The 24,425-nt window shown below is 64.1% G+C and carries 18 protein-coding genes; 13 read left to right on the forward strand and 5 right to left on the reverse strand.

From position 1 onward, the window contains the following. The first annotated feature begins 323 nt into the window (after nucleotides 1-323). From cysM to mazG, 4 genes are read left to right on the forward strand one after another with little or no spacing between them, the layout of a single operon-like run. Entirely contained in the window at nucleotides 324-1,220 is an 897-nt protein-coding gene (gene cysM, locus DOM57_RS15170) for a cysteine synthase CysM (protein ID WP_110650033.1), read from the forward strand. Nucleotide 1,221: 1 nt separating this feature from the next. Then, the gene (rlmD, locus tag DOM57_RS15175; protein WP_110650034.1) at nucleotides 1,222-2,688 is read left to right on the forward strand and encodes a 23S rRNA (uracil(1939)-C(5))-methyltransferase RlmD; all 1,467 of its coding nucleotides are present in this window, start codon (nucleotides 1,222-1,224) and stop codon (nucleotides 2,686-2,688) included. A 1-nt stretch (nucleotide 2,689) separates the two neighbouring features. Continuing rightward, nucleotides 2,690-4,936, forward strand: a complete 2,247-nt coding sequence (gene relA / locus DOM57_RS15180) for a GTP diphosphokinase (RefSeq protein WP_110650035.1) — start codon at nucleotides 2,690-2,692, stop codon at nucleotides 4,934-4,936. After that, on the forward strand, nucleotides 4,936-5,808 hold the full coding sequence (gene mazG / locus DOM57_RS15185; protein ID WP_110650036.1) for a nucleoside triphosphate pyrophosphohydrolase: 873 nt from the start codon (nucleotides 4,936-4,938) through the stop codon (nucleotides 5,806-5,808). Before relA ends, mazG begins: the two co-directional genes overlap by 1 nt. A gap of 55 nt (nucleotides 5,809-5,863) precedes the next feature. Here the strand turns inward: mazG and DOM57_RS15190 are convergent, their stop codons facing one another. Beyond that, entirely contained in the window at nucleotides 5,864-6,736 is an 873-nt protein-coding gene (locus DOM57_RS15190) for a LysR substrate-binding domain-containing protein (RefSeq protein WP_110650037.1), read from the reverse strand. A 161-nt stretch (nucleotides 6,737-6,897) separates the two neighbouring features. On the opposite strand from DOM57_RS15190, the gene DOM57_RS15195 reads away from it, so the two are divergent. The 8 genes from DOM57_RS15195 (at nucleotide 6,898) to DOM57_RS15230 (ending at nucleotide 16,010) form a co-directional block, all read left to right on the forward strand. Next, nucleotides 6,898-7,878: a TRAP transporter substrate-binding protein gene (locus DOM57_RS15195; RefSeq protein ID WP_110650038.1), complete on the forward strand. Its 981-nt coding sequence runs from the start codon at nucleotides 6,898-6,900 to the stop codon at nucleotides 7,876-7,878. After that, nucleotides 7,875-8,447, forward strand: coding sequence for a TRAP transporter small permease (locus DOM57_RS15200; protein ID WP_110650039.1), 573 nt, complete (start codon nucleotides 7,875-7,877; stop codon nucleotides 8,445-8,447). Before DOM57_RS15195 ends, DOM57_RS15200 begins: the two co-directional genes overlap by 4 nt. Continuing rightward, nucleotides 8,444-9,703, forward strand: a complete 1,260-nt coding sequence (locus DOM57_RS15205) for a TRAP transporter large permease (protein WP_110650040.1) — start codon at nucleotides 8,444-8,446, stop codon at nucleotides 9,701-9,703. The genes DOM57_RS15200 and DOM57_RS15205 overlap by 4 nt, the downstream gene beginning before the upstream one ends. A 10-nt stretch (nucleotides 9,704-9,713) precedes the next feature. Then, nucleotides 9,714-11,057 (forward strand): NAD(P)H-dependent oxidoreductase, encoded by a 1,344-nt coding sequence (locus DOM57_RS15210; RefSeq protein WP_110650041.1) that lies wholly within the window; start codon nucleotides 9,714-9,716, stop codon nucleotides 11,055-11,057. A gap of 158 nt (nucleotides 11,058-11,215) precedes the next feature. After that, a complete protein-coding gene (gene ppc / locus DOM57_RS15215; RefSeq protein WP_110650042.1) occupies nucleotides 11,216-13,888 on the forward strand; it encodes a phosphoenolpyruvate carboxylase in 2,673 nt (890 codons plus the stop codon). 90 nt (nucleotides 13,889-13,978) lie between these two features. Further along, a complete protein-coding gene (locus DOM57_RS15220; protein ID WP_110650043.1) occupies nucleotides 13,979-14,974 on the forward strand; it encodes a DnaJ C-terminal domain-containing protein in 996 nt (331 codons plus the stop codon). 6 nt (nucleotides 14,975-14,980) lie between these two features. After that, entirely contained in the window at nucleotides 14,981-15,310 is a 330-nt protein-coding gene (locus DOM57_RS15225) for a chaperone modulator CbpM (RefSeq protein WP_110650044.1), read from the forward strand. After that, on the forward strand, nucleotides 15,258-16,010 hold the full coding sequence (locus DOM57_RS15230; protein ID WP_110650045.1) for a nucleoside/nucleotide kinase family protein: 753 nt from the start codon (nucleotides 15,258-15,260) through the stop codon (nucleotides 16,008-16,010). The genes DOM57_RS15225 and DOM57_RS15230 overlap by 53 nt, the downstream gene beginning before the upstream one ends. A gap of 66 nt (nucleotides 16,011-16,076) precedes the next feature. Here DOM57_RS15230 and DOM57_RS15235 read toward each other — a convergent pair whose 3' ends face one another. The 3 genes from DOM57_RS15235 to DOM57_RS15245 are packed head-to-tail and all read right to left on the reverse strand — an operon-like array spanning nucleotide 16,077 to nucleotide 20,921. After that, the gene (locus tag DOM57_RS15235; RefSeq protein WP_110650046.1) at nucleotides 16,077-17,024 is read right to left on the reverse strand and encodes a ketopantoate reductase family protein; all 948 of its coding nucleotides are present in this window, start codon (nucleotides 17,022-17,024) and stop codon (nucleotides 16,077-16,079) included. After that, nucleotides 17,021-19,003 (reverse strand): DNA topoisomerase III, encoded by a 1,983-nt coding sequence (locus DOM57_RS15240; protein ID WP_110650047.1) that lies wholly within the window; start codon nucleotides 19,001-19,003, stop codon nucleotides 17,021-17,023. The genes DOM57_RS15235 and DOM57_RS15240 overlap by 4 nt, the downstream gene beginning before the upstream one ends. 7 nt (nucleotides 19,004-19,010) lie before the next feature. After that, complete coding sequence (locus DOM57_RS15245; RefSeq protein WP_110650048.1) at nucleotides 19,011-20,921, reverse strand: hypothetical protein; 1,911 nt, start codon at nucleotides 20,919-20,921, stop codon at nucleotides 19,011-19,013. Between the two features lie 127 nt (nucleotides 20,922-21,048). Here DOM57_RS15245 and DOM57_RS15250 point away from each other — a divergent pair, with 127 nt between their 5' ends. After that, the gene (locus DOM57_RS15250; RefSeq protein ID WP_110650049.1) at nucleotides 21,049-22,866 is read left to right on the forward strand and encodes an SEC-C domain-containing protein; all 1,818 of its coding nucleotides are present in this window, start codon (nucleotides 21,049-21,051) and stop codon (nucleotides 22,864-22,866) included. Nucleotides 22,867-22,879: 13 nt separating this feature from the next. Here the strand turns inward: DOM57_RS15250 and DOM57_RS15255 are convergent, their stop codons facing one another. Further along, entirely contained in the window at nucleotides 22,880-24,259 is a 1,380-nt protein-coding gene (locus DOM57_RS15255) for an AmpG family muropeptide MFS transporter (protein ID WP_110650050.1), read from the reverse strand. Nucleotides 24,260-24,425: the final 166 nt, after the last annotated feature.

Genomic DNA, 24,425 nt, shown 5'->3' on the forward strand with positions numbered 1-24,425 from the left:
TAATGTAAACACGGTCAGCTCTTCATCACCGGTCAAAACTCGCTAGGGCGTGTACGAAAAGTCGGCGAGCGAAGGCCAGACAAGGCAAAAATCGGCGAAAGAACGGAGTTTACATGCAGTAAATGAGTATCTTGAGTCGATTTTTAACGCCGTATGGCCGAGCGCAGACAGTTTTCGTACATGGCCTAAGCTTGGCGTCGAGCTGTCATGCCCCCAGCCGGCTTCGATATACTGTCTTCATTCACTGCCGACCCTCACCGGGCTTACCATCACGGTCCAGTTCGGCGCGGTCGGGCTCGTATCGGCTTTAGGACATACTCGCCATGGCATTTCCCACGCTTGCGCAAACTGTCGGCAACACGCCTCTGGTCAGACTCGCCCGTATCACCGCCGGGCGCGACAACACCATTCTGGCCAAGCTGGAAGGCAATAACCCGGCCGGTTCGGTCAAGGATCGCCCGGCGCTATCGATGCTGCGCGAAGCCGAGGCCCGCGGCGACATCTCACCCGGGGATACGCTGATCGAGGCGACATCCGGCAATACCGGTATCGCGTTGGCGATGGCCGCAGCGGTCATGGGCTACAAGATGATCCTGATCATGCCCGACAACGCCTCGAGCGAGCGCAAGCAGGCGATGGCGGCTTACGGCGCGAAGCTGATCGGCGTCAGCAAGGAAGCCGGCATGGAAGGCGCGCGGGATCTGGCCGAGGAGATGATCGCCCGCGGCGAGGGCAAACCGCTCGATCAGTTCGCCAACCCCGATAACCCGTTGGCGCACTACCGCACCACCGGCCCCGAACTGTGGGAACAGACCGCCGGACGGATCACCCATTTCGTCAGTGCCATGGGGACTACCGGCACGATCATGGGCACGTCGCGCTATCTCAAGGAGCGCAATCCGTCGATCCAGGTCGTCGGTCTGCAACCGGCGGACGGTGCCAGCATTGCCGGCATCCGCCGCTGGCCGCAAGCCTATCTGCCGCAGATCTTCGAGCCCGAGCGCGTCGACAGCGTGCTCGACATCGGCCAGCAGGAAGCCGAGGAGCACATGCGTCGCCTGGCCCGTGAGGAAGGCATTCTGGCCGGGGTATCGTCGGGCGGGGCGTTGGCCGGCGCGTTGCGGGTCGCCGAGCAGGTCGACAACGCGGTGATCGTGTTCATCGTCTGCGACCGCGGCGATCGCTATCTCTCCACCGGCCTCTACGCGCCGGACGCCTGACATGGCGAGACTCACCACAACGGGACTGGGCAAACGACGCGTGCCGCTCGCTAAAGGAGCGAACAAGCGGGAGAAATTGTCGTCCAGGCCGGCGGCGGCCTTTGGCCCGATCGGCGGCGCCGTGACGGTGGAGCGGCTCGCCCATGACGGTCGCGGCATCGCCCGTGATGCCCACGGCAAGACACTGTTCATCGACGGTGCGCTGCCGGGCGAGCAGGTCGAGATCGCGATTCACCGTCAGCGCCGCCGCTTCGACGAAGCCCACGTGCGGGAACGTCTCACGGATGCGCCCGAGCGCGTCGTTCCGCCCTGCGAATATGCCGAACGCTGTGGCGGCTGCGATCTGCAGCATCTCGCCGTCGAGGCCCAGCGCGAGCACAAGCGCCGGGTGCTGGTCGAGCTGCTGCGACGCCAGTCGATCGAGGTGCCTCATGCGCCCTCGCTGCTCGCCGGCGATGAAGGCGGTTACCGTCGACGTGCGCGCCTCGGCGTCAAATGCGACGGAGAAGGCAGGGTGCATCTCGGTTTTCGCGCGCGCGGCAGCGAGCAGTTGGTCGACATCGCTCGCTGCCATGTCCTCGTGCCGCGACTCTCCGCGCTGCTGCCCGCACTACGCGTTCAGCTCGAAACGTTGGCGGTGCCGCGCCATGTTGGCCATCTGGAACTGCTGGCGACCGATGGCGAACGGCCGGTCGTGGTGGTGCGTCAGCTTCGCGACGTGCCCGAGGACGCCGCGCGCTGGCGTGAATTCGCTGCGCGGGAGAACGTGGCCCTGGCATTGCTGCGCGGTCGTGAGACGATCACGCTCGATTGGTTGAGCGATGTTCCACGGCTGACGACGCAGGTTGCCGGTAGCGCCGGCGCGGTGACGCTGGGACTGGCGCCCGGCGATTTCCTGCAGGCCAATGCCGAGATCAACCAGCGCCTGATCGATACCGTGCGCGACTGGCTCGCGCTGGGTGGCAGCGAGCGTCTGCTCGATCTGTTTGCGGGCATTGGCAACTTCTCGCTGGCGCTGGCGGCGGACGTCGCCAGCGTGACCGCTGTCGAAGGTAGCAATGCGATGGTCGAACGTCTGCGGGACAATGCCCGACGTAACGAATGCCATGACGTGACCGCATTGCAGGCGGATCTCAGCGCACCGGGCGAAGCCATCGACGCGCTATTTGCCGAGCACGATACGGTGTTGCTGGACCCGCCCCGCGGTGGCGCCGATGCGTTGTGCCGGCGTCTGGCGGCGAGTTCCAGCGGTCGGGTGCTTTACGTATCCTGCGACCCCGCCTCGCTGGCGCGCGATGCCGGTCATCTATTGGCAGGCGGGTTCAGGCTGGAACGGCTGGCGGTTGCCGATATGTTCGTGCATACCGCGCATCTTGAGTCGTTGGCGCTGTTCACTCGCCCTCGTCGCCGTCGTGCTGGAGAAGGCGCCGATGGCCTTAGCTCTGTAGCCACGGGAGGCAAACGCTAACATGGTCAGAGTGCGTGAGGATCAGCCGCTGATCGACGCCGGTGGCGTCGATCTGGAGTCATGGTTGACACGGCTGCAGGAAGAGATCGGCCTGCGCGCGCCCGAGCGCATGCGCCAGGCCTGTGAACTGGCGCGCCTGGCCGGAGAGAAGGACGCCGGTGGCGTGGTCGAGTCCATTCCCGGCCAGAGCCTGCTCACCGGGCTCGAAATGGCCGACATTCTCAGCCAGCTCAAGCTCGATCAGACGACACTGGAGGCGGCGGTGCTATACCGCAGCGTGCGTCGCGGCCTATTGAGTCTCGACAGCGTCGCCAGGCAGATGGGCAGCGAGGTTGCCAAACTGATCGAGGGCGTGCTCAGCATGGCGGCGATCAGTCAGCTCCAGGCGCCGAAGCACGGCCTCTCCCAGCACAACCAGCAGGAGAACCTGCGCAAGATGCTGGTAACCATGGTCGACGACGTGCGCGTCGCCCTGATCAAGATCGCCGAGCGAACCTGCGTGTTGCGCCAGGTCAAGGACGCCTCGCGCGAGAAACGCCTGCGTGTCGCCCGCGAGGTGTTCGACATCTACGCGCCGCTGGCGCACCGCCTGGGGATCGGACAGGTCAAATGGGAGCTCGAGGATCTCGCCTTCCGTTACCTGCACGAGGCCGAGTACAAGTCGATCGCCAAGCAGCTGGCGGAGAAACGCCTGGATCGCGATCGTTATATCCATGAGGTGGTCGAGACGCTCAAGACCTTGCTCGAGCGCCAGGGCATCCAGCGTTATCAGGTCGATGGCCGGGCGAAGCATATCTACTCGATCTGGCGCAAGATGCAGCGCAAGCAGATCGACTTCTCCCAAGTCTACGATGTGCGCGCGGTGCGCATCCTGGTACCGGAGATCGCCGACTGCTACACCACCCTGGGCGTGGTTCACTCGCGCTGGCACCATGTGCCCAACGAGTTCGACGACTACATCGCCAACCCCAAGAAGAATGGCTACCAGTCGCTGCACACCGCGGTGATCGGTCCCGAGAACAAGGTGCTCGAAATCCAGGTGCGCACCTTCGCCATGCACGAGGAGGCGGAACTCGGCGTCTGCGCCCACTGGCGCTACAAGGGCACCGATACCGATCCCAAGAGCCGCAGCTACGAAGAGAAGATCGCCTGGCTGCGCCAGGTGCTCGAGTGGCAGGAGGAGGTCGGCGACCTCGGTGATTTTCGCGAAGGATTGGCCAGCGACGTGGCGCCGGATCGCATCTACGTGTTCACGCCGGATGGCCACGTCATCGACATGCCCCAGGTCGCGACACCGATTGACTTCGCCTACCGCGTGCACACCGAGATCGGCCATCGCTGCCGTGGCGCCAAGGTCGATGGCCGCATCGTGCCGCTGACCTATCTGCTCAAGACCGGGCAGCAGGTCGAGATACTGACCGCCACCAAGAGCGCGCCGAGCCGCGACTGGATCAATCCCAACCTCGGCTATGTACGTACCTCGCGGGCGCGCTCGAAGATTCAGGCCTGGTTCAAGCAGCAGGCGCGGGATCAGAACATCGAAGAGGGCAAGGCGATCTTCGACCGTGAGTTCCGCCGTCTCGATATCGAGGGGATCGATCTCATTCGGCTCGCCGAGGCGGTCAACTACACCGGCGCCGAGGACATGTACGCCGCCATCGGTGCCGGCGACCTGCGTATCGGCCAGGTGCTGCACCAGGCCCAGCAATTGTTCGGCGATAGCGACGACCAGGAGCAGCTCGACCGCCTGCTGACCAAGCCCAAGCGCCACCAGGGCCGCGAGCCCAGCGACGACATCACCGTGCTCGGGGTAGGCAATCTCAAGACGGCGATGGCCAACTGCTGCCATCCGGTACCGGGCGATCAGATCATCGGCTACATCACCCAGGGACGCGGCGTCACCATCCACCGCCAGGACTGCCCCAACGTGCTGCAGTTGCGCAGCGAGGAGCCGCGGCGCATCGTCGACGTCGAGTGGGGTCAGAAAGCGCGCGCCCAGTATCCGGTGGATATCGAGATCGAAGCCTGGGATCGCTCGGGTCTGCTGCGCGACGTGACCCACGTGCTCTCCAGCGACCGGGTCAACGTGACCTCGGTCAACACCGCCACCGACAAGCTCGACAACATCGCCCGCATGCGCATCATGCTCGAAGTGGAAGGCCTGGAAGCGCTGGAACGAATCTTCTCGCGCATCCAGCAGTTGCCCAACGTGATCGACGTCAAGCGACTGAGACAAGGCCAGGGATAATGACATTGCCGAGTGATGCGGTCCAAGAACGCCACGGTCTCGACGACTTGCTGACGCTGATGGCGGTGTTGCGCGACCCGCAACACGGTTGTCCCTGGGATCTCAAGCAGCGCTGGGAGACCATCGTGCCGCATACGCTGGAAGAGGCCTACGAGGTGGCCGACGCCATCGAGCGGCGGGCGTTCGATGAACTGCCCGGCGAGTTGGGCGATCTGCTGTTCCAGGTCGTCTATTACAGCCAGTTCGGTCGGGAAGAAGGGCGTTTCGACTTCGACGATGTGGTGCATACCCTGACCGCCAAGATGCTGCAACGCCACCCGCACGTCTTTCCCGACGGCACGCTCGATTCCCGGCGCGGCGACGGCAGCGTCGCCGAGGCCGAGATCAAGGCGCGCTGGGAAGCGCTCAAGACCGAGGAGCGCGAGGCTCGCCGCGCCGCGGGGCAGGAGCCCTCAGCGCGGAATGACGAGCCCTCAGCGCTGGATGACATTCCCGCCGCGCTGCCGGCCCTGAGCCGGGCCGCCAAGTTGAGCAAGCGTGCCGCCGCTCAGGGTTTCGACTGGCCCGACGAAGACGGCGTGATCGACAAGATTCGCGAGGAACTGGCGGAGGTGGAGGCCGCGCTGGCCGAAGGTGATCGGGCGCACGCCCAGAGCGAAGTCGGCGACCTGCTGTTCGCGGCGGTCAATCTCGCCCGCCGGCTCGGCTGCGATCCGGAGCAGCAACTGCGGCGTACCAACCGGAAGTTCGAGCAGCGTTTTCGTTATGTCGAAAGTGCGGTGAATATCGAGGGCCGGTCGCTTGCAGAAACTTCGCTGGAGGAAATGGAACGTCACTGGCAGGCGGCCAAGCGTGTGAAGAGGCACGGTTGAGTGGTGAGGGGAAGAGTCTGCGAGAGGGATCTATCTCAGGCATTCCCGCCTTGCGTTATCTCGCCTCGCGCCTCAGCCAGTCAACGAAGCGCCTGACCTTGGGCACGCGAAGATTTTGATAGGGGCAGACGATCCAATGAGTATGGCGCTGTATTGAGGGCGGGCCATTGACCGGACACACTAGCCTGCCCTCATCGAGATAGCGCTGCGCCATCCGTTTGCCCTCCAGCGCGATACCGCCTCCTTCGGCCGCGAAGTCGAGAGCCATATGGCCGCGGTCGAACAGAATGCGCTGCCAGCGCCAGGGAGGCTTAATTTCCGCCTGCGTGAACCAATGATCCCAGTGGATCATGTTCTTTATCGAGTGAATCAGGCGAAAATCGAACAGATCGGCGGGCGTCAAACTGGCGGCTGCGGCGGTCTGTGGCGCGCATAACGGCACGATGTCGTCCTCGATCAGCGGTTCGATGTAAAGTCCGCTCCAGATTCCGGAACCGTAGCGAATATCTATATCCACCCGCTCGTCGAGAAAGTGAGGCGGCTCGCTGTTGCCGTCGAGGTGGATTTCGATATCGTCGTTCTCGCTCAGAAAACCCCGAATTTTCCTGTTAAGCCATTGGGCGGCGAATGTCGGCGCCGCACGAATACTCAATGTCTTGATATCCCGATATCCCTTCAATTTTAGCGTAGTGCTTTTGATCTGCACGATCTCGGCCGCGATGTCGGAATAGTACTGCTCCCCCACTTCGGTCAGGGTGATTTTCCTGCCGCTCCGATTGAAGAGTTTGACCCCCAGATGCGCCTCCAACTGATGAATCTGCTGATGGACTGCGGAGGGAGTGATGCTCAGTTCTGCACCCGCCGCAGTCAGGCTGCCGTTGTAGGCAACTGAGTGAAAGATGGCGATAGCGCGGTAGGGAATTGTCATTTTTAGCTTTCCTTAAAAACTCTAGGCGAAAAAGTCGATTGTGCTTCAAATCGTCGCCAACGAGTATGTTGTATAAATAAAAAACAGCTAAAAACAGCAACTTATAGACATAAGTATAACAGACCAAAGTACAAATAATCCCTGAAATCCAGGAGTCACTTATGCTCAACAAAACGATAGCGATTGGTGTGCTGGCGATCTTGGCCGCCCAGTCCGCGGCCGTCGAGGCGAAAACCCTGCGTCTGGGGCACAGCGCTACCGAGTCCAACCCTCGCCACGAAGCGGCACTCTTCTTCGCCAAGCGCATCGATGCACTTTCCGATGGCGATCTACAGATCAATGTTAGTAGCAATGCCCAATTGGGTGACGACCACCAGATGCTGTCGCAGATCCGGCTCGGCTCGCTAGCGCTATCGATTAGCAGTCAGGGAGCGCTGGGCACGGTGATACCCGAAGCCAACATGATCGGTCTGCCATTTCTTTTCAGCGATGTAGAAACGGCTTGGCGAGTGATGGATGGCAAGGTCGGCGAGAGACTATCGGAGAAAGCGCAGGAAGACGGCATCGTGATGCTGGGCTACTGGGATAACGGGCTGCGTCAAATTACCAACAACGTCAGGCCGATCGAACATCCTGACGACCTACAAGGACTGAAAATACGCGTCCCGCCGGACGAAATGGGCAAGGACATCATTGCCGCTCTAGGCGCCACCCCGACCCCCATCGATTTTTCCGAAACCTATCTGGCATTGCAGCAGGGGGTGGTCGATGGCCAAGAGAATCCCATCGCTAACATCTACTCACAGAAGTTCTATGAAGTGCAGGATTACCTGTCGATGACCAATCACAAGTACGAAATCCTGCCCTTCATGGCCAGCGCCACTATCTGGAATACACTCTCCGATGAGGAGAAGGCGTGGATGCGTCAGGCAGCCAAGGAGGCACTCGGTTATCAGCGTAACCTGATGCAGGAGCAGCAGGCCGACCAGATAGACACCATTCGGGATAGCGGAGTGCAGGTCGCCAAAGTCGATGCCGACGAGTTCCGAGCATCGACCCGTTCGGTCTACGACAAGTGGGAGAAGCAATATCCCGACTTCAGTAGTCTGATCGAGTCCGCCGCCGAGGAGGCTCGACAGTGACTACCCGCGAGCGACAGCGTGTCGTTGCCGGCCGGTGGCCGGCGGTCGATACCTTGCGGCGAATGCTGTATCTAGTGGCCGTCGCAGCGGGAGTAATTGCCTCCACTGCACTGTTTGTGGTCATCATGGGTGCGGTCATCTCGCGCTATTTCGAATTGCCATTGGGCAGTTGGATGCAGGCACTGCCGCGGGTGCTATTTCCATGGCTGGTATGTGCTGGCTTCGGCGTAGCCGGTCTGACAGGGCAGCACATCGCCATGGAAGCGTTGACCCAGCGAGTCGCTGCCTCCAGTCGACGACTGATGGCGATTGCCTCTTGTGTGCTGATGATTGTCCTCTACACCTTTCTGAGCTGGCAGGTGGTATTGGTACTGCAGATCGTTGGCGGTATGCAGTACCCGCTACTCGGTATTTCCCAGGGCTGGGGCTACGGCGCGCTGTTGTTGGGGCTTGGACTGCTGGCACTCGGTGCGTTGCTGGAAGGAGTCAGTGCGCTCTTGGTACCCACGGTAGTCCCGGATACGACCGTTTGCGTTTCCCGTTTGACGGGGAAGGATTGTGTCCCATGACAACCTTGATGATGGGGCTCTTCTTCACCGTGATGCTGCTTGGCGTGCCTATCGGAGCGGCGCTGCTGTTAGGGGCCACGGGAGCCGTGGTGTTGCTTGGCGACATGCCAGCCAACATCGTGGTCATGAACCTGTTTCGCCCGATGCAGAACTTTACCCTGGTAGCTATTCCCTTCTTCATCATGTCCGGCGCACTGATGATGAGCGGCGCCATGGGGCAGAAGATCATCGGCTTGGCCTCGCTACTGGTGGGGCGCTTTCGCGGTGGGTTGGGGCAGGTCAATGTGCTGGGCTCGGCGCTGTTCGGCGGGGTTTCGGGCTCGGCGGTAGCCGACACCTCGGCGATGGGCGCGGTGATGATTCCCTGGATGGGGCGTGAGGGATACCCTCCGGCGCTTTCCGGCGCGATTACCGCCTCTTCTTCGATCATCTCGGTGCTGATCCCGCCCTCCATTCCGCTGTTGATCTTCGCCACTATCTCCAACAGTTCGGTCGCTGAGCTGTTCTTAGCAGGAGTGATTCCAGGTCTCTTGCTGACCGTGCTGATGATGGGTATCTGCTACCTGCTAGGCCGTTTTCGGCACTTTCCTGTGTCGCGGGTTGTCGGCAGTCGGCGAGAGGTGTTTGTCATGGTGATATCGGCGCTACCGGCCATCGCGCTGCCGATCATGATCCTTCTGCTGCTGCGCCTGGGGATTGCCACTCCTACCGAGGTGAGCGTGACTGCGGTGGCCTACGCGCTGCTGGTGCGTGGAATGTTCTACCACGACTTGAGCCTTCGATCGCTACTGGCCGGTATCATCGCCACCGTTACCACCACCGGCGTCGTAATGCTGGTGATCGCTGCCTCTAGCGTAGTCAGCTACGTGTTGACGGCGGAGAACATTCCCGCCGTGATCGCGCAGTGGGCGCTCTCGTCGATCGGCGAGCCCTGGAAAATTATCGCGCTGATGAACGTCATCATGCTGCTGGTGGGAATGTTCATTGACTTGTCGGCAGCGATTCTGCTGCTGGGACCGCTGTTCGTGGTGCTGGCCAACGCCATCGGCCTGAGCCTCGTCCAGTTGGGTGTGATGATGACCCTCAATCTCGCCATTGGACTATTTACCCCGCCGGTCGGCACCACGCTGTTCATCGCTGCGGCATTAGCGAAAAGAAATGTCGGCAGCGTTGCCCGCGAGCTGTGGCCCTTCTATCTGGCCGCCGCCCTCGTGCTGATGTTGGTCTCCTACGTCCCTCTCTTTACCCTGCAATAAGGATACTATAATGAATCTTTATACCCGTCTGATCGCGCGTGAAAACGACAACCGGCCCATTCGTGTTGGTCTGATTGGTGCCGGCAAATTCGGCTCAATGTTTCTGGCCCAGGTACGCCATATTCGCGGCATGCAACTGCTGGGCATCGCTGATCTCTCCCTTGAGCGCGCCCAACAGGCGTTGGCCGCTACCGGGTGGGAAGCGGAGCGGGTGGTAACGGATTCGTTTCCGAAAGCGCTCGAACAGGGCCTTACCTGCCTGACCGAAGATGCCGAAACGTTAATCGCGGCTTCCGGCCTCGATGTGGTGATCGATGCCACCGGCAATCCGGCGGCCGGTATACGTCATGCGTTGCTGGCGGCGGAGCACGGCCGCCATATGGTGATGGTCAACGTCGAGGCCGATGTGCTTGCCGGCCGCTATTTGGCCCGCGCCTTCGAGCAGGCGGGGCTGGTCTATACCATGGCCTACGGCGATCAACCTGCGTTGGTATGCGAAATGGTGGATTGGGCACGTACTTGCGGTTTTTCGGTGGTGGCGGCCGGTAAGGGCACCAAGTTCCTACCCCACTACCGACAGTCGACCCCTGACACCATCTGGGATTACTACGGCCTGACACCCGAGCAGGCGCGTGCCGGTGGCATGAACCCGCAGATGTTCAACTCCTTCCTCGACGGCACCAAGTCGGCCATCGAGATGGCAGCAATCTCCAACGCTACCGGCCTGGCGGCGCCTGAGTCAGGGCTAATGTTTCCGCCCTGCGGCTGTCACGATCTGCCGCGGGTACTGAAGCCACGGAGCGAAGGGGGCTTGCTGGAGCGGGCGGGTATGGTGGAAGTGGTTTCCAGCGAGGAACGCGATGGCCGCCATGTGTTCAACGATCTGCGCTGGGGGGTCTATATCACTTTCGAGGCGATGGATAGTGACCGGCGTGGTGACTATGCACGTCGCTGCTTCCATGAATACCATGTCAATACCGACGACAGCGGCCGCTACGCTTCGCTGTTTCGCCCCTCCCATCTGATCGGGCAGGAATTGGGGGTCAGCGTCGCTAGCGCGGTGATTCGCGGCGAGGCAACGGGGGTGTCGCGTGCTTTCCATTCGGACGTGGTAGCAGTAGCCAAGAAGGGGCTGACAGCCGGCGAAAAACTGGATGGCGAAGGCGGTTTCACGGTATGGGGACGGCTGATGCGCGCCGAGGAGTCGCTGGCCATGGGTGCACTGCCGATCGGGCTGGCCAGTCGGGTAGCGCTCAAGCGCGACGTGGCGGAGGGCGAGGTAGTGCGATGGGAGGATATCGAGATTCCCGACAGCCAGGCGGTCGCCGTGCGCCGTGCGATGGAGGCGATGTAGCTGTTCGCCGTTTAGAGTAGGCGCGGTTGGCGGACCCGAGCCTCGTTATGCTCGGGCTCCGCTAGCCGCCTGGTCGATGGCACGTGACGGCGACTATGCTAATTCCCTAGGGGGCGAATCATTGCGCTATTATCGGTGGCCTGCCTGGGGAATCTTTCATGAGTCCTGACCATGAAGAATCGCTGCACGAATCGCTGCGGGACAACGTGAGGCTGCTGGGCGACAGTCTGGGCCGAACCATCGCCAAGGATCTCGGCACTGAATTCGTCGACCGTATCGAAACCATCAGAGCTCTGGCCAAGCGCGGGCGCCAGGGCGTCGACGAGGCCGACCGGCGTGAGCTGATCGATTACCTGCGGGCCTTGCCCGAATCGGAACTGCTGCCGGTCACCCGGGCCTTCAACCAGTTCCTCAACTTTTCCAATATCGCCGAGCAGCACTATCGCGCCCGCTTTCGTCGGGTAGAGGATTACAAGCCCGGCACCCAGCCCGATCTCGGCGAGTTGCTGAAGCGTGTCGCGGCGTCGGGCAAGACGCCGCGTCAGCTGGTCGATGCGCTAGCGACGATGCAGGTGGAGCTGGTACTGACCGCGCACCCCACGGAAGTCATCCGGCGCACGCTGATCCAGAAATACGACGCCATCGATGACTGTCTGCGGGTCATCGAGAGCAGCGCGGATCACCCCGAAGTCCTGCAGCGCGCGCAGGGCAGACTGGAGGAACTGATCGCCCAGTCGTGGCATACCGACGAAATTCGCCATGAACGGCCGACGCCGGTGGACGAAGCCAAGTGGGGCTTCGCGGTGATCGAGAACTCCTTGTGGCAGGCGGTGCCGATATTTCACCGCGACCTCGATGCGCTGCTGCTGGAGAACGCCGGGGAGCGACTGCCGTTGGGCGCCTCGCCGATTTGTTTCGCTTCGTGGATGGGCGGCGACCGCGACGGTAATCCCAATGTCACCGCCAAGGTCACCGAGGAAGTCCTGCTGCTAGGCCGCTGGATGGCGGCCGATCTCTACCTGCGCGACCTGGAGCAGCTCAAGGCCGAGCTGTCGATGTGGAAGGCGAATGCTGCCTTGAAGGCCGAGGTCGGGGACGACCCCGAGCGCGATGCCGAACCTTATCGCGCGCTGCTCAAGCGGCTTTCCGCACGGCTCGAGGCAACTCGGGACTGGGCCTGGGCGCGTCTCGATGGCGCACCGGTCGGCGATGAACCAATCATCGAAACCCGCGAACAGCTGTTCGAACCGCTGCTGAGCTGTTATCGCTCGCTGTGCGACGTCGGTCTGGAGACCATCGCCAATGGAGTATTGCTCGATACCTTGCGTCGAGTGACGGTTTTTGGCGTCACGCTGGCGAAACTCGACGTGCGTCAGGACGGGGCCCGCCATGCGCAGTTTTTCGCGGAACTGACGCAATATCTGGGTATCGGCAACTATCACGACTGGGGCGAGTCGGCGCGCCAGGATTTCCTGCTGGCGGAGCTCGCCTCGCCGCGACCACTGATTCCGCCCCGCTGGGAATGCTCGGCCGAGGCGCGGGAAGTGCTGGACACTTTCCGCGTGATCGGCCGCGAACATCGCGAGGCGCTGGGAACCTACGTCATCTCGATGGCCCGGCAGCCCTCCGACGTGCTGGCGGTGGCGCTGCTGATGAAAGAGGCGGGTGGCGATGTCCAGCTACCGATCGCGCCGCTGTTCGAGACCCTGGACGATCTCGAGCGTGCCGGCGACGTGATCGACCGGCTGCTCGAGCTGCCGGGTTATCGGCATTATGCCGACTATCAGGAAGTGATGATCGGTTATTCGGACTCCGCCAAGGATGCCGGCCAGCTCGCCGCGGCCTGGGCGCAGTATCGCGCTCAGGAACGCCTGGTCGAGGTGTGCCGCGGGCACGGGGTCGCGTTGACGCTGTTCCACGGTCGTGGCGGCACGGTGGGTCGCGGCGGCGGTCCGGCCCACGCCGCCATCCTGTCGCAACCGCCGGGCTCGGTGAACGGTAGCCTGCGCGTGACCGAGCAGGGCGAAATGATCCGCTTCAAGTTCGGTCAGCCGGAGATCGCCCTGCGCTCGATGGAGATCTACGCCTGCGCGGTACTCGAGGCGACCTTGCTGCCGCCACCGGCGCCGCGTCCGGCCTGGCGCGAGGAGATGGACCGCCTCGCCGATATCGCTCATCGCGCCTATGTCGGCGTGGTGCGCGAGAACCCCGACTTCGTGGCCTATTTCCGCGCGGTGACGCCGGAAAGCGCGCTGGGTCGACTGCCGCTGGGCTCGCGCCCCGCCAAGCGCCGTCAGGAAGGCGGTATCGAAACGCTGCGTGCGATTCCCTGGATCTTCGCCTGGACCCAGACCCGTCTGATGCTGCCGGCCTGGCTGGGCAGCGGCGAGGCCTTTGCCGCGCGGATCGAAGAGACGGGCGGGCTCGAACGGCTGCGCGAGATGCGTGCCAACTGGCCATTCTTCGGCACCTATCTGGACATGCTGGAGATGCTGCTGGCCAAGTCCGATCCACAGATCGCCGCCTACTACGAGCATCGGCTGGTCGACGACCCGACGCTCGAGCGTCTGGGCCGATTGCTGCGGCAGCGGCTCGTCGACCTGGAGCAGGTATTGCTGCGGATACTCGATCAGCGCACGCTGCTGCAGGAGACGCCGCTGATTCGCCAGGCGATCGAAGTCCGCAATCCCTATATCGATCCGCTCCACGGCCTGCAGGCGGAGCTTTTGCAGCGCAATCGCGATGCCGGTGGCGATTTCAGCCCGGAGCTCTCGCGGGCGCTGATGGTGACCATGGCGGGGATCGCGGCGGGGCTTCGCAATACCGGCTAACACCTCGTTGGCCGGATGCGATATAACCGATAGGCGGCGGCCCGCGCGGCGGGCCGGGCCGCTTTCCTGCGCCGATTCTGGGAGCGTGGCATGGAGTTCAAGGACTATTACACGATTCTGGGCGTCGAACGGGACGCCACTCAGGACGAAATCAAGCGCGCCTATCGCAAGCTGGCGCGCAAGTATCATCCCGACGTCAGCAAAGAGGCCGATGCCGAGGTGCGTTTCAAGGAACTCGGCGAGGCCTATGAGGTACTCAAGGACCCCGAGAAGCGCGCCGCCTACGACCAGCTCGGTCAAAACTGGCAGGCCGGCGAGGAGTTTCGGCCACCGCCGGATTGGGATGCCGGATTCGAGTTCAGCGGCGGTGGTTATACCCAGGAAGACGCCGCCGCCTTCAGCGACTTCTTCGAATCGTTGTTCGGCCAGCGCCGGGGATATCGCGATGCGGGATTCGGCCATGCCGGATTCGATCCCGCCGGCTTTACTGGCGGATACCGTCGCAGCCGCTCGCAGGCGCTGCGCGGCGAGGATCACCACGCCAAGGTAATGATCGAACTCGAGGATGCCTATCACGGCGCCACGCGCGCAATCACGCTGCAGAGCGCCGAGGTCGATGCGCAGGGCCGTGTCCAGCCGCGCCAGCGCGCGCTCAATGTGCGCATCCCGAAGGGCGTCAAGCAGGGCCAACGCATCCGCCTCAGCGGCCAGGGCGGTCCCGGCTTCGACGGCGGCCCCGCCGGCGATCTCTATCTGGAGATCGAGTTCCAGGCGCATCGGCACTATCGGGTCGAGGGCCGCGACGTCACCCTCCAACTACCCGTTGCCCCTTGGGAGGCGGCGCTCGGCGCGACGGTCCAGATCCCGACTCCGGAGGCGCCGGTGGAGCTCAAGATCCCGCCGGGATCGAACGCGGGGCGGCGCCTGCGTCTCAAGGGGCGGGGCATTCCCGGTGAGCCGCCGGGGGATTTCTACGTGGTGCTCGATATCGTGCTGCCCCCGGCGGATTCCGAGTCGGCGAAAGCGGCCTATCGTCAGTTGGCGGAAGCCACGGCGTTCGATCCGCGTTCCGGAATGGGAGGTTAAGGCATCATGACATTCGATCGGTCGATTGCGACGCAAGGACTCGAGGGCGAAAACCTTGACGAAACGCCGATGGTGACGCTGGGCGAACTCTGCCGTGCCTGCACGGTACATGCCGAGTGGGTCATCGAGCTGGTTGAAGAAGGCATCATCACCCCGGTAGGTCGGCGTCGTGAGCAGTGGCGTTTCTACGGCGGTAGCCTCAAGCGGGTCATGGTGGTCAGGCGACTGCAGCGTGATCTCGGCGTCAATCTCGCGGGGGCGGCGCTGGCGCTGGAGTTGATGGATGAACTCGAGACGCTTCGTCGGCGGGTGGAAAGTGACTCGCCGGGAGATTGAACCGTCTCATCTTCAAGCGCCGTACGACGACGGCAACCGGCTGATATCGATCGACATCGACGCGCCGGTCGTGGACGCCGCCCGTGGCCTGATCGATGCATCCAGGCGGCGAATTCTCGGTTTGGCCGGTGCGCCGGGGGCCGGCAAAAGCACCTTGTCCGCGGCGCTGCTGTCGGCGCTCGGCGATCAAGCGCGGGTCGTGCCGATGGACGGTTTTCATCTTTCCAACCGTCAGTTGGCGCGGCTCGGACGGGCCGAACGCAAGGGCGCGGTGGATACCTTCGATGCACATGGCTATCGCGATCTGCTAAGCCGCTTGCGTGCGGGTCGTGACAGTGGCGAGACGGTCTACGCGCCGGGTTTCTACCGCGAAATCGAGGAACCGATCGCCGCCAGTATCGATGTGCCGCCGGAGACGCCATTGGTGATTACCGAAGGCAATTATCTGCTGCTGGAGGAGTCTCCGTGGCCGCAGGTTCGCGCATTGATCGACGAAATCTGGTTCCTCGATGTCGATGCCGAACTCCGTGAGCAACGGCTGATTGCCCGCCACATGCGGTTCGGACGCAGCGAACGAGAGGCCCATGACTGGATGCGCGATGTCGATGCCCCCAACGCCGCCAGGATCGCAGCGGTTGCCGCCAACGCCGACCGTCAGCTGTGGTGGAGCGGTACGCATATCCGCTTCAAGACCCCATGAACCGGGCCGGGCCGTTGCCGGCGTGCGGTGCATGACGCGAATGCAATGACATCCGCCGGCGCGGTATCAGCCTGGCGTCGAGGAATACAGCGCGCGCAGCGCGGGAACGTCGAGTGCATGGCGCTCGGCGGCCTCGAGCAGCGGGCCGAGTATCGCGTCGCGTTCGGTCGGTCGCCCGGCGAGCACGTCCTGGAGCATCGAGGACTGGTTGGCGGCGCTGTTCCCGATCGCCCGTTGGACCAACGCCATCCAGCCGGCCTCGGGCGGTTCGATCCCTTCGGCCGCCATGAGCCGGGAGATTTCACCGACCAGGGCGGTGACTTCCCGCTGCCGGGCCGGGTGGGCGAGTTCGCCGTTGGGAATGCGATACCTGGCGGTCAGCGGATTGATCACCGCATTGATCGCCAGCTTGTGCCACAGGCGCCGCCGAATGTCGGCGCAAGCGCTGGCTGCCAGACCCGCTTCATTCATCGTTTCGGCTATCCGCTCGGCCAGTTCGGCGTGCTCTCCCGCGAGATCGCCGATCCAGGTATGCCCACGAGCCGCATGCACCACGTCGACGGCGGGCTCCCCCGAGGTCGAAGGAGACGTTGGCCGGTAGGCGGCTTCGGTGGTCGAGGCGCAGAGCACCGGACCTGGCCAGCATGTCGTGAGGCGTGGCTGCAGGCGAAAGCCGTTCTGCAGCAGCAGTAACGGCGTCGTCGGGTCGAGCCGGGGCTCGAGTTCGGCCAGGGCCGCTTCGCCGTCGTGGGCCTTGGTGGCGAGAATGACCAGTGCGGGGGGCGGCGAAGGGCGCCAATCCCGCAGCCGCAGGCGGGGTAGCGCGATCCGTCGCTGTTCCCCCTCGGCGGTAAGATAGCCGAGCGTCGATGGCGCGTCGCGCCGTCCGAGCAGCGTCACCGCCCGCTGGCTGGCGAGATGCGCCGCGAACAGTTGCCCGAGGGCGCCGGCACCGACGATCAGCCAGGATGAGGCGCGATCGGTCAGGACGGGAGGGTTGGAAGGCTGGGTCATGACGATCTCCGGGAGCTTCGACGCGGACGCGCCGGTGGGTTGCCGTTTTCGCCGGCGGCGCGCTTGCTCCGGCGGCGGCGAGGCATGCTGCCCTTGCTTTTTTCCTTGCGCGATTTCGGTGCTTCGGGAGCCGGGCCCAGGCGGGCGTCTTGCAGGGCGCGATTCAGTTGCCCGGCGTTGGCCTGGCCGAGTAGTTGGCGCAGATCGCCGATCAGGGCTTCGAGGAAGGGAGTGGGCGCATCCTGGTTTTCGGCGATCGCCGACAGGCGTTGTTCCCACAGCGCGGTGCGCTCCGGACGTGATGCCGCCGGCGGCAGCGAGTCGATCAGCGCATGGCCGGTGCGGGTCGCGCGCAGTGCTTTTTTGTCGCGGACCAGGTAGCCCCGCGTCAGCAGCGTTTCGATGATCCCGGCGCGGGTCGCCTCGGTGCCGAGGCCATCGGTGTCGCGCAGGGTGCGCTTGACCGCCGGGTCCTCGACATAGCGCGCGATGTTCATCATCGCCTTGATCAGGCTGGCATCGGTGAACGGCTCGGGTGGCCGCGTCTCCTTCGTCTCGGTGCCGGCATCGGCAACCGTCGCGGTCTCGCCCCGGGTCAGCGGCGGCAGCGCCGGGACTTCGTCGCGGGTGGTGAACAGCGGCTTCCAGCCGGGCTGAAGAATCTCGCGGCCCTGGGCACGGAAGCGCTCGTCGAGAATCTCGAAGGTCGCCTGGGCCTCGAAGGTCTCCAGCGGCGGATAGAACTGGGCCAGCACGTTGCGGGCGATCAGCCGGAACAGGTTGGCCTCGTCGCGATTCAGTTTGTCCATATCCGCCGGGCGGCCGGTGGGTGACAACGCGTGGTGGGCACCGACCTTGGCATCGTCCCAGGCCTTGGAGCGCAGGCCGAAATCGGCGGCCTCGGCCCAGCCGCGCAGGGTATCGTCGTGCCGGCATGCCGCCGTCAGCACCTGGGCCGCCTCGCGATGATGCGCCGCGGGCAGGTAACGACAGTCCGAGCGCGGATAGGTGATCAACCGATGGCGCTCGTAGAGCGTCTGGCAGGTGTCCAGCACGCGCTTGGCGGAAAGCCCGAAGCGGCGGGCGGCGTCGACCTGGAGCGCCGACAGCGAATAGGGCAGCGGCGCGGCCTGGCGTTTGCGCCGCTGGTCGAGTTCGACGAGCCGGCCCTGGGTGCCGGGCAGTCGTGCGGCCAGCGCTTGCGCCGGGCGTGGATCGAGCAGGCGGCCCTGTTCATCAAAAGACCGGCCATCCAGCGGGTGGTGTTCGCCGGGTTGCCACCAGGCGCGTAATTCGCCTTGAGCGACCTGGAGGTCGACCCACAGTATGTAGAAAGGTTTGGGCTCGAAGGCGGCGATGTCGCGGTCGCGGCGCACCACCAGGCCGAGTACCGGAGTCTGCACGCGGCCCACCGAGAGCAGGCCGTCGAAGCCGGCCTGGCGGCCGATCAGGGTCCAGGCGCGGGTCAGATTGATGCCGTAGAGCCAGTCGGCGCGGGCACGCGCTTCGGCGGCGGCGAACAGCGGCTGATAGCGACGGTTGTCCTCGAGCCGGGCGAGCGACCTGGCGACGGCGGGACGGTTGAGATCCTGTACCAGCAGCCGCTGTACGTCGCCACGCCAGCCGAGATGATCCAGCACCTCCTGCACCAATAGCTGCCCCTCGCGGTCGGGGTCGCCGGCGTGGACCACGCTGTCGGCCTGTTTGAGCAGCCTGCGCAATACCGTGAGCTGGCTTCTGGCCTGGCTTCTCGGCACCAGTTGCCAGCGTTCGGGGACGATCGGCAGGTCATCGAGCCGCCACTGCTTGTATCTCGGGTCGTAGCGCTCGGGCGGCGCCTGTTCGAGCAAGTGGCCGAGACACCAGCTCACCCGCGTGTCGCCGGCTTCGAGATAACCCTCGCGACGGATTGCCTTGGTGGGCAGGGCCTCGGCGATGGCGCGGGCGAGACTCGGCTTTTCGGCGACGATCAGACGCATGTCGTGACTACTCCAGGTGGCGGCGTGCCCGCACCAGTGCACGATACCATTGGCGATGCGGTGTGCCGACAGCGGGCGGCGCCAGGCTGAGATAGCTGACGCTGGGCGTCTCGCTGCGCTCCAGATTGAGATTGGTCAGCATGGTGAGCGTGGCCTCGCGGGCGCCGTACTGGCGTTGCAGGAATGCCATCGCCTCGGGCTCCAGCGCCACCCGGTAGTGGCGCACCAGCGCCAGCGCCAGCGATTCCGCCGTGCGTGACAGATCGGTCTCGATCTCGCGCACCATCGCCGAGCCCATCGCCGCCTTGGCGGCCGCCGACAGATTCGGCTCCAACTGGCCGAAATCGGCGGCATTGGAGCTGTTGATGGCACGCTGCACCGCCGGCCGCGACAGATGCACATGAGGCTCCAGGGCGAGGAAGATCTCCACCGCCACCCGCTTGGCGCTGTCGACGCCGACGCTCAGTTGGGTATCGCGCTCGGCCTGGCGCAGGCGATCCCGCAGCGTGCCGATATTGGCCTTTTCCAGATAGCGGCCGAGATGCTTGCACACTTCCGCCTTGGCTTCATCGTTCAGTGCGATCTTGCTCTCGCGGATGCGCAGGCCGCGCCGGCCGGGGCCGAGACGCAGACGCGTCGAGCTGTCGGAGAGCTCCGCGCTGACGGCTTCCCAGCGCTCGGTCATGCGCAGGCGGTGGGCATGACTGCGCCCGACCGCTTCGTAGGCGCTGGAGACGCTCTTGTAGAGCTTGATCGCGTTGGTCAGCACCTCGGCCTTTTCACGCAACGCCTGGCGGTCGTCGCTGCGTCCGGCCTGGATGGCGTGCGCCAGTGCATGGATCTGCTCGCTCAATTCGTCGATCGCCGCCACGCTGTGCGTCAGCAGCGCCTCGGCGCGCTGCCCCGATACGCTCTCCGCCACGTAGGTGGTCGACTGCTCGGTCAGATACGTATTCAGCGCCTTGAGGCGCGACAGCCCGGTGGCCTGCGCGATACGGTGACGCGCGCGGGCCTCTTCCAGGTTGTCGAAGGCGCGGGCCAGCTTCCAGCGGCCGCGATACTCGAAGGAGAGCACGGGAATCTCGCGACCGCTGATCAGCTCGAAGGCCAGGATCACCATCTCCTCGACATCCTGCAGCGTCATCAGCAGGTCGTTGTCGTTTTCGATCGCGGCCATCACGCGTTCGATGAAGTGTTCGTCCCGCGGTACCCCGTAGCGCGGGTCCGGTGCATGGCCTTCGAAGCGTTCGCGCAGCAGCGCAATTGCCTGCGGTGCGAACTCGTACAGCTCGTTGAAATGCGGCTCGATCCGGTCGCGGTAGAGCTCGACCAGATCGCTGATGCGCGCGTGCAGGCCGACCCGGCGGTAGACGTCGATCTGGCCGATCAGGCGGGCGGCGTCGGGGTCGTCCAGCAGTTCCAGGGCGGCGAGTTCCACGCCTTCCGGGGAGAGATCCTGCTTGCGCAGCAGCATGGCGGCGGCTTCCCGACGCCGGGCATCGCCCTCGAGACTCTCGACGATCAGGTTGCGGGTCGCCAGCAGCAACTCTGGCAATGTCTTGATGACCCGCTCTATGCGCTTCGAGGTGCGTTCCAGCCGTCCGCCGCCGGTGAGCTGATGGAGCAGGTTGGCGATGATTCCGGCGGCGCCGGTGATCACCGTGAACGAGATGAAGAAGATGTAGTTCTCTAACGTCGGCGCCTTGCCGTAGCCCAGCAAGTAACCGCCCCAGGCGCCGAGCAGGGTGACCGGGCCGGCGGTCCATAGAATCTGTAGCAGGCTGATGGTCCAGGGGACCTTCTCGACGGCGGCGGTGATACGCCGGATCTCTTTGCGGCCTTCCCGCTCCAGACGGACCTGCGGCGTATCGCTGGCGGTTGGATGGGAGCGGCGTCGAAAGGGAATCGGCGAGAGCACGAGCGCTCCTTGCAGGCGACATCGAATAGGGCGAGCGGCGGTAACTTAGCACCCCGCGGTGGCGGTCGCCAGCGTTGTTGTCCGGCGTGCTACGATGAACCCAATTCAGGCTCCCGGGAGGAACGCCATGCTGACTGCTTGGGTCGAACAGCTGCTGGGGTACGCCAGCGGTGCCCTCGAAGCGATTCGCGCCAACGAACATTATCCGGCAATGATGGCATGGGCCCGAGCCGAAGGCGCCGAACATTGTGGCGGCAGTCTCGATCTGGCGCAGGCTCTGGCTCCCATCATCTGGAACCAGACACCGCTGGTGCGGCGTCACTTCGACTGCGAACCCTTGGCGGAGCCCAAGCGCGACGAACCCTGCTGGTGTGATTCCGGGCGGCTCTACAGTGACTGCTGCGCGCGCGTCGAGATGCCGAGCGCGATACCCAGCCACCTGATGTGGATGCTGTCGCTGCGCGAATGGCGCGGCGAGACATTGAGGGCCGCCTTGGAAAGCCGCAAGGCGCCGGCGCAGGCGCTGTTGGAGGCGGGGATCGTCTCCGCCGAGAGCGGACACAACGGGCGTGCGCAGCAGATTCTGGAATCGCTGTTTGACGATGAGCGTGACTGGGCGGCGCTCGAGGAGCAGATCGAACCGGCGTTCGAGATCCTGGTCGATCTCTATCAGGAGCGCGGCTTCTACCGTAAGCGCGCCGCGCTGCTGGAGCGGGTGATAGGCGACGGTCCCAACTTCCTCAAGGGTGCCGCACTCGAACGCCTGTGCCTGATGCACCTGGACAGCGGCGATCTCGCCAGCGCCCGCGAGGCGTTTCAGAGTGCCCAGCGCACCCTGCCTGACTCGCCGTCACTGGCTTACATCGAAGCGATGGTGCTGCTGCACGAGGGCAACGTGGGCAAGGCTCGCCAGCGTGCCGCCTTCTGGTGGCGGCGCTTGGCGCGTCAGCGCAGTCTCGATCCGGATCAGCTCGATTTCATTGCCGAACTGGCCGATGACCCGGAGACGACGCTGGCCGAGCAGGTCATTCAATCCGAAGAGATGCTGGCCGGGCCGTTGACGGCGCTGCAGGCGCTGCTGCACACCCGGCATCGTCCGCCGCGGCTGGCACTGTCGCGCGCGGAGGATGGCGCGCTGCTCTACGAGCCGAGCGCACGCGAAGCGTCGCTTTACGCCGGCTGGATCGAGGCCTGCGAGATCGAAATCGACGAAGAGGCCGCGCTGGGTTTTCTCGGCGATCCCTGGCACACGGCGCCGCAGTGGCTGCAGGCGCTGTGCGCCAATCCGGAATGGCTCGATGCGCCGCGTGTCATGCAAGCGCTGGCCCTGGCCTTGGCGAGTCGCTTCGGTAGCCTGCCGTGGATGGTCGACGTCTTCTTCGTGCCGCTGGCAGAGCGCTATGGCGTGTGGCTGAACCAGCTGGAGGAAGCGGGAGGGACCTTCTCCTGGCATGACGCCGACAACGCCACGCTGTTGCGCACGGGCCTGGCGCTGGTGATCGGCATGGAGCGAGGCGCCGGAAAGCGGGCGCGTGAGCTGGCGCAGCGACTCCTGGCGCTGGATGTCGAGGATAGCCTCGGCCTGCGCGAGCTGGTGATCGATCAACTGCTGCGCGAGGGCCGCGACGAGCAGGCGCTGGCGGTCAGCGAGCAGGGGCCGGAAGGCGCCGACATGCTGGGTGTGCAGATGGGACGGGTACTGGCGCTCTATCGGTTGTCTCGGCATGACGATGCCCTCGCCGTGCTGCGAGAGGTGTGTTCGTCCAACCCCTATATCGTCCGTGTGCTGTGCGAGGACCGGCCCAGGCCGGCCCGGCTCGGTGACGACATGCCAGAGCCGGGAACGCGAGCGGAAGCCTGGCAATATCGCCAACTGATGCGCGATCAGTGGGTGGCCTCCGAGGGCGCGCTGAAGTGGTTGTCACGGCAAGCCTGTTCCATGTAAGGGTGCCAGCCGGTCAGCTGCTGCGTACGGACGTTTCCCCAACGGGTTCGGGGTCGTCGATCGACGATAGCCGCCGTCCCAGCCACCAGGCCAGCGCCACTGCCGGCAGGCCGATCAGGCAACTGACGATGAAGAAATTGGCATAGCCGAAGTCGGCCACCACCACCCCGGAGAAGCCGCCGATGAACTTGCCCGGCAGCGTCATCAGCGACGAAAACAGCGCATACTGGGTGGCGGTATAGGTGCGCGAGGTCAGGCTCGACAAAAAGGCGATGAACACGGTGCTGGCGAGCCCGTTGGCCAAATTGTCGCCGGTGATCGTCACGATCAGCAGTCCCATATCGTCGCCGCCGACCGCCAGCGCCACGAACAGCAGATTGGTCAACGCGACCGCCAGTGCACCGATGAGCAGCATGCGCGCCAGTCCGTAGCGCACCACCAGCAACCCGCCGAGCACGCCGCCGCCGATGGTCATCAATACGCCGAATACCTTGGTGACGCTGGCGATGTCGCTTTTCGAAAAGCCCAGACTCAGATAGAGCGGATTGGCCATCGCCGCCATGGCGATATCGCTGATGCGATAGATGCCGATGAAGACCAGCAGCATCACGGTCAGGCGTCCGTAGCGCTGGAAGAAGTCGCTGATCGGGCAGACCACCGCCGCGATCAGCCACGCACCGGCCTGGCGTTGCCAGTGGCTGCGTCCGGCACTCGAGCGCAGAAATTCCTTCACGCGGGGATGGAGCAACACGATGGCCAGGCTCTGTGGCCGCGGCGGCTCGGGGCGGATCAGCACCGTCAGCATGCCGATGCCGACCAGCGCCGCCATGCTCAGATAAGCCACCGACCAGGAAACGGCATCGGCGATGTAGAGCGCGCCGGCGCCGGCCATGACGATGCCGATGCGGTAGCCGATGATGTAGGTCGAGGCCATGGCGGCCTGGATCTCGGGCTCGCCGGATTCGATGCGGTAGGCGTCGATGACGATATCCTGGGTCGCCGCGCCGAAGGCGGTGAGCAGCGCAAAACCGGCGACCAGCGGCAGATGCCCGAGCGGATCGACCCCGGAAAGCCCGAACAGGCCACCCGCGATCAGCAATTGGCCCGACAGCATCCAACTTCGCCGTTGGCCCAGCATGCGCCCGAGCAACGGCAGGCGCACACGATCGACGATCGGCGCCCAGAACAGCTTGATCGAATAGAGCATGCCGACCCAACTGAAGAAGCCGATGGCGGCGACCTCGACGCCGCTGTCCTCGAGCCATGCCGTCAATGTCGAGAACACCAGCAGATAGGGCAGGCCGGCCGAAAATCCCAGAAAGAGCAGTGTCACCACCGGCGCCCGCAGATAGACGCGGCAAGATGTCAGCCAGTCACGTGGCTCGCGTTGCATGCAACCTCCAAAGGAAACACTGCATAAATGTCTGCGCAGGCGAATCGCTGCGTTGCGCGGTACTGGAGCGCCAGCCCGGTCGGAATCCTCACCTATACCCCATAGGCTCCGGTTCCTGCGCTCCGTGCGCCTTGCGCTTCATCCTGCTCGCCGATTTATTCAGCGT

It is taken from the genome of Salinicola peritrichatus (assembly GCF_003206715.1).
In the GTDB taxonomy this organism is placed as follows: domain Bacteria; phylum Pseudomonadota; class Gammaproteobacteria; order Pseudomonadales; family Halomonadaceae; genus Salinicola; species Salinicola peritrichatus.